The 6,313-nt window shown below is 58.8% G+C and carries 7 protein-coding genes; 3 read left to right on the forward strand and 4 right to left on the reverse strand.

Translation table 11 applies throughout. The features are described from left to right. Nucleotides 1–69 precede the first annotated feature (69 nt). The gene (locus P0R31_RS37080; RefSeq protein WP_275519928.1) at nucleotides 70–1,125 is read right to left on the reverse strand and encodes an endonuclease/exonuclease/phosphatase family protein; all 1,056 of its coding nucleotides are present in this window, start codon (nucleotides 1,123–1,125) and stop codon (nucleotides 70–72) included. Between the two features lie 18 nt (nucleotides 1,126–1,143). After that, nucleotides 1,144–1,410, reverse strand: coding sequence for a hypothetical protein (locus P0R31_RS37085; protein WP_275519930.1), 267 nt, complete (start codon nucleotides 1,408–1,410; stop codon nucleotides 1,144–1,146). Between the two features lie 318 nt (nucleotides 1,411–1,728). Between P0R31_RS37085 and P0R31_RS37090 the strand changes: the two genes are divergently transcribed. The 3 genes from P0R31_RS37090 to P0R31_RS37100 all read left to right on the forward strand — a co-directional run bounded on the left by P0R31_RS37090 (nucleotide 1,729) and on the right by P0R31_RS37100 (nucleotide 5,144). Then, nucleotides 1,729–3,348 (forward strand): HAD family acid phosphatase, encoded by a 1,620-nt coding sequence (locus P0R31_RS37090; protein WP_275519932.1) that lies wholly within the window; start codon nucleotides 1,729–1,731, stop codon nucleotides 3,346–3,348. A 180-nt stretch (nucleotides 3,349–3,528) separates the two neighbouring features. After that, the gene (locus tag P0R31_RS37095; RefSeq protein ID WP_275519934.1) at nucleotides 3,529–4,551 is read left to right on the forward strand and encodes a hypothetical protein; all 1,023 of its coding nucleotides are present in this window, start codon (nucleotides 3,529–3,531) and stop codon (nucleotides 4,549–4,551) included. Nucleotides 4,552–4,631: 80 nt separating this feature from the next. Continuing rightward, a complete protein-coding gene (locus P0R31_RS37100; RefSeq protein WP_275519936.1) occupies nucleotides 4,632–5,144 on the forward strand; it encodes a hypothetical protein in 513 nt (170 codons plus the stop codon). 368 nt (nucleotides 5,145–5,512) lie between these two features. Here the strand turns inward: P0R31_RS37100 and P0R31_RS37105 are convergent, their stop codons facing one another. Together P0R31_RS37105 and P0R31_RS37110 are read right to left on the reverse strand one after the other, a co-directional pair. Further along, the gene (locus tag P0R31_RS37105) at nucleotides 5,513–5,842 is read right to left on the reverse strand and encodes a hypothetical protein (protein ID WP_275519938.1); all 330 of its coding nucleotides are present in this window, start codon (nucleotides 5,840–5,842) and stop codon (nucleotides 5,513–5,515) included. Nucleotides 5,843–6,007: 165 nt separating this feature from the next. Next, nucleotides 6,008–6,313, reverse strand: a 306-nt coding sequence (locus tag P0R31_RS37110; RefSeq protein ID WP_275519940.1) for a hypothetical protein, incomplete at its 5' end; no start/stop codon positions are given.

Consider the following 6,313-nt stretch of genomic DNA (forward strand, 5'->3'; position numbering starts at 1 on the left):
GATCTCGTTTCTGTCAGAGCCGTGGATCAATATCACTACATGGCGCTGCGCACTTGCGGACACGTCGTATCACTCGACGCTGAGAAGCATCGGGCAGTGGTCGCTCGGATAGCTTTGACCGAATGTCAGGGCCCGGTTGCCCTGCACAAGCATCTCGCCGGTGCATGTCTTGAGTGTCTCGCCGGGCTTCTCGAATCGGTAATAGCCGTCGGTTTCGATCTGATCAGCGATCAGGCGCTGCGCCCCGGAATTGATTAAGACGAAGTGGTCAATGCCAAAATTGCTGGTCGGCGAATAGATGCGCGGCGTCACGCCCTGCGCGTCGAATGCCGGATTGTTGCGTTTCGCCTCCGCCTGGAGCGCCGGGAAGTCGAAGCGGTGCGTGCCCCAGCAGCTTCGCGTTTTCTCATCGGGAAGGATCTTCAGTTTGGTGCCGTAGGAACTGAGAATGTCGCGCCGGATATTGTCGCTGGACGTCAGCAAGCGGCGGTTGAAGTCTCCCGCGACGATGACGGCATCGGAAGCCGGCCGGGTATCGATCCACTGTTTCAGAACCTCGAACTGCTTCTTCTGCGTGACACAGTCATCCTGCGTCCCTGGCTCGACGCTGTTATCCTTGCAAGTGGCCTTGAGATGAACGGATAAGATCCAGGTGGTCTGCCCGTTGATGTCGAGCTTGACGCCCACGCCGCCGCGTATCGGCCTTGTCGAGCCGCATTCGTCGGTATGGTTGATGGAAAGCTCGTCCACCTGAAAGACGGAAGGATTGCCCGCGAGGCCGTCGCGATAGGCGATGGCCGTATAGATGTCGTCATTGTCATCGTTGCATTGCTTTGCGTTTTGCTGGCACCGCGTCTCGAAGGCGATCGTCCAGCCTTCGCCGAGCACACGTTTGGCGCCGGGCATGCTGCCTATCTCCTGCAGCGCGATGATATCGGCGCCCAGCAGATGAATATGGTTCTTAATGGTCTCGTAATCGATCGCGGGACGGCTGAAGCCACGAAGGGCCTTATCCGGCCCGCTTGCCAGATTGGCGATGTTCCAGCTCGCGATCCGAACCCCGGCGGCATGGGCCGAAGCGCTCATGCCGCAAACAGCCAAGGCGAGGAAAAGAAGAAATTTCATGGGCTGCTCCCGAGTTTATCAGCCGGCGAATGTCTCGATGCGAAGTGAAGCGGAGTATTGCGTGATCTCTTTGACCCTAAAGAGCGTGATAGGAACGTTCATGCGCGGCGGCATGGGTACGTCGCCCGGTTCGTTGAGCGTTTGATCGCCGATCCTGATGGCGGCGCCTGGATGCAGCGACATAACGAGAACCTGTCCGCCATGTGGGAAACTGGCGGTGTGGAAATTTGTTGTTTGGTCAAGATTGATGACGGTAACGCTGCCGGGGTCGTCTTCGTCGGCCATAATGCAATTCCATTGACTATGCTTGTATCAAACCACGCGAAAGAAAAAATTCAACTGAAAGATGACGAGGCTTGGTTTTTCACCGTCGTAGACTGATGAACGCCAGCACACTCTCTGAGGTGAGCCCGCCAGAGGGGAAAGCGTTATTCGGGGTTCTCAGGGTGGGACCGGGCTCATGGAGCAATAAGCCAGACGCGCGGCACAGGCGTCAGCCTATTGCAACTTCACATAAGCATCATAAAATGGCTCTACCTTTTCCGGTCGGTGTCGGTTGGGAGGTCCGGGATGAACATCCGACTAAGGTTCGGCTGCGCAGCTGTGCTTGCGATCGTCATCACGGCGGTCCCTGACCGGGCGTCAGCCCTGAAACTCGCTTCATGGAATATGGAGCATCTCGCCGACACGGATGGGGAGGGCTGCCGGCCGCGCAATCCTGCGGACTATGAGGCGCTCAAGAGGCATGCGGCCAAGCTCGATGCGGATGTCATTGCCGTTCAGGAAGTCGAGAACGAGCAGGCCCTCGGCCGCGTCTTCAATCCGGAGGAGTGGTCGCTGGAGATCGCACGCAATCCTGACCAGGACGACGCGCGGTCCTGCACCGGCATGGCGGACAAATTCATCATCACGCAGCGGACGGGCTTCGCCATCCGCAAGACCGTCAAGTATTCGCGCAATCCGGATTTGACCGCCCTCGACATCGGCAATGGCAACCGTCACCGGTATGGCGTCGATATCACGCTGGAAGCCGGTGCGCCGCTTCGCCTTCTGTCCGTCCATCTCAAATCCGGCTGTCCGGCCGCAGTGCCGGGCGGTGGCGACAATGATTGCCAGGTCCTTTTCGAGCAGCAGAAAGTTCTAAAAAAATGGGTCGATGACCGGGCGAAAGACGCCATTCCCTTCATGCTGCTCGGCGACTTCAATCGGCGCCTGCAGGCCGAGGAGCAATTCTGGACCGGCATTGATGCGCCGGGCGACCCGTTGCGCGATTTGCACCTGCCGGTGCGGCGCGATACGGTTGCCCGCTGTCAGCCTGCGTTTCCGCAATTCATCGATTTCATCGTCTTCAACCCCGCGAGCTTCGCGCTCTTCAAGGCGGACAGTTTTCAGGAGCTGGTCTATGAGGCGGCACCGGCGTCCGACCATTGCCCCATCGCCGTCGAACTGACGGTTCCCGATCTCGGCGATGCCGTTCTTGCGAAAGGCGCGATGACAACCGCGCTTAAATGGTATCGTCGCTCGGCCGAGTTTCCGCTTATCTCGCGCTATATCTACGAGATGGCGAGACAGCGCGTCGATGCCATCCGCGCGGCGGGGGGCGACGGGCCCAACTGGGTGGTGTCGCTGGATGCGGATGAGACCATCTTCGACAATTCGCTTGGCCAGCTTGAGAACGAATATCTCGGCCTGGGCTTTGTTGCCGAGCGCTGGCGCGCCTGGGAGATGCGCGGCGCCGCCAAAGAGATCCCGGGGGCAATCGATTTTGTCAATTACGTGCTCGGCAACGGCGGCAAGATCGCCATCATCAGCAACCGCGACGCCGATCTTGAAGAGGCCGCGCGGCAGAATCTTGTTCGGCTCGGCATGCGGGACGATCGCCGCAAAGTTTGCATCCTCGGTCGCCGTAGCGTCGATACGCAGGCGGCGAACGGCGAGGAATGGCAGCGCTTTGGCTACAAGAACGACAAGGATCGCCGGCGCCGTCTCCTCAGCGAGGACAACGCCGCCGGCTGCTGGTCGCGCGACACGGACGGATCGGTTCGTGCTTCCTGGAGCCGGCCGCATAAATTCGTTCTCTGGATCGGCGACAACATTCTTGATCTGCCGAAAACGACGCAGGCCGAGGCGCGTACCGGCGGAACGCCGGACCTTGTGTTCGGGCGGGATTATTTCCTGTTACCAAACCCGCTTTACGGCTCATGGCAGAACAACAAGCCCTAGTGACCGGACATTAAGTCCCTTCATTGGACTGAACTGCTGGATTTGTGAGGTTTCGTGCGATTCTGCTTTGCAATCTCTCGGTGAACTCCATTTTGCTGTCGCTCGGCGCGGCCGCCATCCTACTGACTTTGCGTTCGGCCGGCCAAGAGCTGACGGGTTTAAATTTCGATGGAAGTGATCATGACATTCTTGTTGTCTTTAGGATCGATGTTCCCAATAAATGCGAGGCTCTTGAAGGCCTCTGGTGTTTTCTTTGGCGCCCTGTTCACCGCACAATCTGCGGCATCAGAGCCTTTTGCCTACGTTGTTCATGAGAATGAGACGATTACGATCGTCGACGTGGCGTCGCACCAAGTCGTTGGAAACGTCAAACTCGCGGCCGGGAGCCGCGTGATCAACATCGCGGCTTCGCCCGATGGCAAGTCCATTTGGGTTTCCGACGGGAGATTGCTTGGCCGCGTTTCCATTGTCGACACCGGCACGAGGAAAGTCGTGCGCGATATGGATATCAGCATTGATGCCGGTATGCCCGGCGCGATTGCGATGGCGCCTGATGGCGAGAACATCTACGTAGCCGATTGGGAGTCGGGAAGCGTGGTCGCGTTCGACCGCGTCGGCAATCGCAGGCAGGCCGTGCAAATATCCGACGAGAAGCGCGGGCCCTGCGGAATTGCTGTAACTCCGGATAGCAAGTTCGTGTATGCGACCGACTGCTTTTCCGACGCGGTCGTTGTCATCAACGCCGCAACATCAGAGATTGCCACCAGAATTGTCGTAGGGCAGCATACGGACGCGCTTGCTGTCGCTCCCGACGGCGCCCATGTTTACGTTCTCGTCGGCACTCCTCGATCGCTGACTGCCATTAAGACGGCCGACCACAGGACGGCGGCCATAATCGCCATCCCTGACGGAACGCTTAGCGGCATCGCGATCCCCGCTGATGGAAAGCAGGCTCTTGTTACCGATGGGGATGCGTCCCTTAAGGTCATTGATCTGGTCACCAAAACCGCGACAGCGCGGGTGGGTCTGGGCAAGGAGCCGATTGGCATTGCCATTTTGCCTGATCAGAAATTTGCTTACGTGGCCAACTCCCGGTCGGACAACATCTCTGTCGTTGATCTTGACAAGAAGGCTGTCGTTGCGACGATCCCTGTGCCGAAAGGTCCCCGGCAGATCGCGATCTCGGGGAAGTCGCCAAACTAATCGTCCGACACGGTCGTGGTACGCTGTGGGATGGCCATTTTCGACGAATAGCGGCGATAAGTAACGCACGGAGGATTGCCATGAGCGACGTAGCGACATCCACGACCGGGTCGTTAAACAAGGACAGCAAAAACAAGGATGGTGGCAAAGTTGAAGCGCCCAAAGCTCTCGGGCCTGTTGGGACGGGGGTGGCGGTTCTTCTGATCGCGATCTGGATTATTGCGGTCTTCGCATTGTGGAACCACGTCGACGATACCGATGCGCGGTGGACGCGGATGCTTCTCATCTTCAATTCCGTTGAAGCCATCGCGTTCGCCGCCGTGGGTGCTCTACTGGGCGTGCAGGTGAAGCGGGCGCAGACCGCAGAAAAAGGCGAAAAGGAAGCCAAGAAGGAAGCCGCACAAGAGAAAAAGGTCGCGCAGCTCGGTGAGCGGCTCGCGAGTTCCGTTCTTACGGAGCGAGATTTCGCACCGGTGGCGCGGGCCGCGGGATCGCACTTCTGGCAGGAGAAGACCGGAGCGTCTCCAAGCGTCCGATTGGCGCAGGAGCTGCTTGATGCTCGACACGCGCAGAACTCAGCCCACGAACATTAAGGGCCGGCCGCAAGCCGACGACTCGTCGGGGCTTTCCCAGCTTCCACTCTCCACCCTCGTTGATCCCGCAACTTCGGTCTTTGGCGTCCGGTTTGCGGCGCTCAGGACAGGTCGCGGCGCCCCATGCCTGCACGGCTTCACAACGGACCGGAAGTCTGCTGTCCGCTCCTTTCCAGCATTGGTTCCATTCGAAAGAAGCTAGAAAAGGACCGCGCCGCTGGCGTCATAGCGTTGAAGCGACGGCGTGTCTCGCGGCTCCGTTCACGAGACTCTCTTGTTCTTGCCAACCGCAATTCATTTGAAACCCGCATTGACGACGATCCTAGCCGGCAAACCCTAAGACGTGCCTTTGCATGGCGCGGGATTCTTCACTTCTCGTGACGGCCTAGCGGTCGTTCGATTGAGTTGGGAGGGCGCTCGGCCTCGTACCTTCGGAACAACGCATCGACCTCGGCGGACTCGGCTTTCTGCTTCGCCTCATGCTGGGCGCGGAGCTCGGGCGTCATTGTCCGCCATGCGTATTCGAATTCGTCGTGCAGAAGAAGGCTCATCTTCTCATCTGTGCTGAAGGAAACAGCGTTGCTTTCCGGATCGATGGTGACGTGTGCGACGATAAAGCCTTCGCCCCCGTCGAGCTCCGGCGCCCAATCATCAGCGTCAAACTTGCCGCGCGTACAAAGGAGGTGCGTGGGCTCCATTTCGGGCCTCATGCTGCAAGCCTATCACGCTGTGGTTAAAGCTTCGCATCAAGGCCACATTGCCCATTGTGCGGTGGCCTTCCACTCATCGAACCGCTCGCTGTGCTCAACGTTACTTGTCAATGAGCCGCTTCCTCCGCATTCGTGGCGGGCGGGAAGCAAAACCTAGATGCGCTTGAACCAGCCAGCCGCCTGGAACTCGTCAACCCGTTTCCCGAGCTGCTCGCTGGCGGACGTAAACCCGAGCAGTTCATTGGCCGCGACGACGGTGCCGAGGAGAGCATTGCAGGCATGAATAATTGTCTCTTGCTGTTCCTTGACCGGCGCATTTGCTTCCACGCTGATGCTGATTCCGAAGATCTCGCCCGGGTATTCCGATTTGATCTCGCCCAGGATTCCGAGATGATCTCGCCCACCATTCCGATTTGATGTCGCCCGGGGCGCGAGGCGTTCTGGCTGTCTGTTTTCTGG

This window comes from Bradyrhizobium yuanmingense (genome assembly GCF_029167105.1).
Taxonomy (GTDB): Bacteria; Pseudomonadota; Alphaproteobacteria; order Rhizobiales; family Xanthobacteraceae; genus Bradyrhizobium; species Bradyrhizobium yuanmingense_A.

Excerpts from the sequence above, each read along its gene's own strand:
- P0R31_RS37095 (WP_275519934.1), top strand. The coding sequence starts at position 3,529 with ATGACATTCTTGTTGTCTTTAGGATCGATGTTCCCAATAAATGCGAGG.
- P0R31_RS37085 (WP_275519930.1), bottom strand. The coding sequence starts at position 1,410 with ATGGCCGACGAAGACGACCCCGGCAGCGTTACCGTCATCAATCTTGAC.
- P0R31_RS37105 (WP_275519938.1), bottom strand. The coding sequence starts at position 5,842 with ATGGAGCCCACGCACCTCCTTTGTACGCGCGGCAAGTTTGACGCTGAT.
- P0R31_RS37100 (WP_275519936.1), top strand. The coding sequence starts at position 4,632 with ATGAGCGACGTAGCGACATCCACGACCGGGTCGTTAAACAAGGACAGC.
- P0R31_RS37080 (WP_275519928.1), bottom strand. The coding sequence starts at position 1,125 with ATGAAATTTCTTCTTTTCCTCGCCTTGGCTGTTTGCGGCATGAGCGCT.